We start from the raw sequence: 3,656 nt of genomic DNA, 5'->3' as shown, positions 1-3,656 counted from the left end.
GAAAAAATGCCCCCGCTGAACACGGCCGCTTCATCGGCCGCTAGGCCGGGGTATGCCTGGCTCTAACAAAAACGGTGGAACCTGAGATTTCCCCTTGCACTCAAACCCACAACACACTATCTGGGCTGCAACGGTCTGTGAAAATGCTCACCGCACCCAATGGGTGCGCTTCCGCTTTTCCCAAACCATTTCGCTCCAGATCTTTAGCCAAAATCCCTCGCTCTTATCGCGCTTCTTAGGTAATAGGCCCACCGCCGGGACGAAACACCACGAAAAAAAGGGGGCCTCGTGATGAGACGCCCCCTTGCGATTCCCTTGTTGGGAAGCGGTTGTGTTTGATTAACGGAATTGGCCTTTGCCGTATCCGATTGAAATGACGGGGTAAGCGCCGTTTTTACTGACCTCGACGGATAGGACGTGGGAGATGCGGTTTTGGTTCCAGGCACCCAGGTGCATGTAGAGGTGACCCTGGGTCCAGATGGAATCGGAGTCGGTCCAGCAACGACGACTGTTGAATGCGGTTTGCGATTCGTAACCCTGCTTCGGAGCTTTGTGAAAGATATGGCCGATGTTACCAAAGAAGAGGGTTGGGAAAGCAACGTAACGGTTAAAGTAAAGGGTATTCTGAACGAAAGCACCATTGTCTTTGATAGACTGAACATTTACATTACCGCTGGAGTCGGTATTTTGTGAAATGGCCACATCGTAATGATCTGGGTTGCTCAAGTTATAGTACCACAATGATCCGTACACATTGGGATCCCCAACCTGGCCATCTTTGTTTTCGTTGGTATAGGCCGCACCGATCAATTTGTGTTCACCTTTATATTTCAACGTATCATAAACACTGACTTGGCCACCAGTTTGGGTACTCCAAATATGGCCCAGGTATGCTGAGGCACTGTTGCTGAGACTGCCCTGATCAAAGTGGCTGTCGAAGTTGATGGGATAGGAGCCCAGGCCGTCGGAGAAATAAGCAAAGCCCTTAAAACTTTCCACGGTCAAAATACTGCTGATATTAGACGTTGCGTTTTGAAGTTCCCAACGTCCGGTATCCCAACCGTCGCCCGCATTGGCCCAACGGATTGTGAAGGGATGAATGTCAATTTCCAGGTTGGACCCATCGAAGGTGTACGTCCCGGTGCGGCTTGCATAACTCTTGGTGGGAATCAAAACGTTCCCCATGTCGCTCGTCTCACAGTCCTGGGTTAAGGGGTGATTAAGGGGGCTGTTGGGATAGAGATCGCGAATAGCGCTGTTGATATGTTTGGCGTAAACGCGGGTGTTGCTGTAGCCCAGACTAGGTAAAACATCAAAACCCGTAAAAGTAACACCACCGTTACCGTCAAATCGATAATAACCAACTTCTACTTTATCACTCAAGCCTCCACGACTTTGAGTTTTAAAAATTTTGGCACTTACCAGTGTATCGCCGTAGTTCTGTGTAAACGAATCGGCCAACAAGAAACCGCTGCCGGCAACCATCCAGAAAACGCATAATAGATGTGTTAAAATTTTTCTCAAAAGACTTACTCCTAGTTGAAATAACTGCCACAAGCGACTTCACAAAAGCCCCTGAACCGGATGGCCGTCACATGAACGTCGGCCAAACTCACTTGTGACATCAAAGAAAGTCCTGTTGGCCAATTTTACCCGCCATTTTTTTCATTTTTTTTCACCTAAAGTTGTTATTTCGTAGTGCCACAACATATTGAAGGCCGCAGTTTGAACCCAAAAGGGTGCAGCCCAACCATTTCATAGCAGCACACACCATCAATTTTTCGCATCCAGCCAATACAGCAGCAGCTCATCGGCCGAGCGGCGACGCGAACCACCCCGCCGCTCCCCTTTCGGCGCCAAGGTCAATCCTGTTTCCGGCACCAAGGCCCCACGCTCGAAGCGGTAGCCGAAGGTATGCAGGGCGTTGCGGAGCAAGCGTTGCTACAGCCGCGGCGTTCGCGATTACTCCAAGAAAAACGCCATGCGCTCGGGATGCCAAAATCGAACCTAGGTGGACGCCACCACGCTTGCCATCGTGTTGTTTTGGGGATTGGCGACAAGGGAATTGACAATCAAACCAGGACTTTCAAAACGGGCTAAAGGCTCATGGGTAACCGCATCCCAATAGAAAAGAACACCGTCAATGTCCACCAAGGCCAAAAAAGTACCATCAGGGGAAATGGCCACACCTTCCACTGAATTGCGTTGCCTGGAGAGCACGGCCGGGGCTCCTCCGAATAAAATTCCCACAAACCCTTGTGAGAAATGCGGGTTAGCTAAAAACCTTCGCTCTTATCTCGCCGCCCAGAAGAGAGGCGCACCGCCGGGACGAACCACCACGAAAAAAGGGGCCCCGTGATGGGAGGCCCCCCTTGTAATTCCCTTGTTGGGAAGCGGTTGTGTTTGATTAACGGAATTGGCCTTTGCCGTATCCGATTGAAATGATGGGGTAAGCGCCGTTTTTGCTGACCTCGACAGAAAGCACGTGGGAGATGCGGTTTTGGTTCCAGGCACCCAGGTGCATGAAGAGGTGACCCTGGGTCCAGATGGAATCAGAGTCGGTCCAGCAACGACGACTGTTGTATGCGATTTGCGATTCGTAACCCTGCTTCGGGGCTTTGTGATAGATGTGGCCAACGGTACCAAAGAAAAGCGTTGGGAACGCAACGTAACGGTTAAAGTAAAGGGTGTTCTGAACGAAAGCCCCATTGTCTTTGATGGCCTGAACATTTACATTACCACTGGAGTCGGTATTTTGCGAAATGGCCATAGCGTAATGACTTGGGTTACTTAGATCATAGTACCACAATGAACCGTACACATTGGCGTCAACAACCTGACCATTTTTGTCTTCGTTACTGTAGATCGCACCGACCAATTTGTGTTCACCTTTATAGGTCAACGGATCAAAAACGCTGAGTTGGCCACCGGTTTGGTTACTCCAAATATGGCCCAGATAGGCTGACGCGCTGTTGCTGGTATTACCCTGATCGAAGTGGCTGTCAAAATTGATGGGGTAAGAACCCACACCGTCGGAGAAGTAAGCAAAACCCTTAACGCTAGAAACACCCAAGATGATGATATTAGAACTGGCGTTTTGGATTTCCCAGCGTTCCGTATCCCAGCCGTCGCCGGCATTGGTCCAACGGATTTTGAAGGGATGAATGTCAATTTCCAGGTTGGACCCATCGAAGGTGTACGTCCCCGTTCGGCTTGCATAACTCTTGGAGGGAATCAAAATGTTCCCCATGTCGCCTGTCTCACAGTCTTGGGTTAACGGATGGCCCAGGGGGCTGCTGGGATAGAGATCGCGAATCGCGCTGTTGATATGTTTGGAATAAACGCGCGTGTTGCTGTAACTCGGGCTGGGGAAAACATCAAAACCCGTAAAAGTAACACCGCCGTTACCGTCAAACCGGTAGTAACCCACTTCGGCCTTGTTGCTCAAACCCATACGGCCAATGCCGTTAAGTTAAGAGAGAAAATTACAGATTAACCTGTTTGTAACTAAGTGTTTATGGTAAAATTTCGGCATGAGACATGCTCTGGCGGGCTTGATTGATAAGCCCACCGAAATTTATTCTCAAATGAGGTTTTTATGACAGGAGGAGAGGTTAATTAATCGCTGATTTAAAACCAGAAAAGGTCAAAAAGTC

4 protein-coding genes are annotated in these 3,656 nt (G+C 49.5%); all 4 read right to left on the bottom strand.

Annotated features, from left to right (window positions below):
- Positions 1-339 precede the first annotated feature (339 nt).
- A complete protein-coding gene (locus J3U88_RS33855; RefSeq protein ID WP_207863652.1) occupies positions 340-1,524 on the bottom strand; it encodes a hypothetical protein in 1,185 nt (394 codons plus the stop codon).
- Positions 1,525-1,773: 249 nt separating this feature from the next.
- Entirely contained in the window at positions 1,774-1,935 is a 162-nt protein-coding gene (locus tag J3U88_RS33850) for a hypothetical protein (RefSeq protein ID WP_207863651.1), read from the bottom strand.
- Between the two features lie 72 nt (positions 1,936-2,007).
- Positions 2,008-2,250 carry a WD40 repeat domain-containing protein gene (locus tag J3U88_RS33845; protein WP_207863650.1) on the bottom strand — a complete coding sequence of 81 codons (243 nt, stop codon included), beginning with the start codon at positions 2,248-2,250 and terminating at the stop codon, positions 2,008-2,010.
- Positions 2,251-2,407: 157 nt separating this feature from the next.
- On the bottom strand, positions 2,408-3,448 hold the full coding sequence (locus tag J3U88_RS33840; protein ID WP_207863649.1) for a hypothetical protein: 1,041 nt from the start codon (positions 3,446-3,448) through the stop codon (positions 2,408-2,410).
- Positions 3,449-3,656 lie beyond the last annotated feature (208 nt).

Origin of the sequence: Acanthopleuribacter pedis (assembly GCF_017377855.1) — a bacterium.
In the GTDB taxonomy this organism is placed as follows: Bacteria; Acidobacteriota; Holophagae; order Acanthopleuribacterales; family Acanthopleuribacteraceae; genus Acanthopleuribacter; species Acanthopleuribacter pedis.
This window is presented reverse-complemented; position numbering and strand designations above follow the sequence as displayed.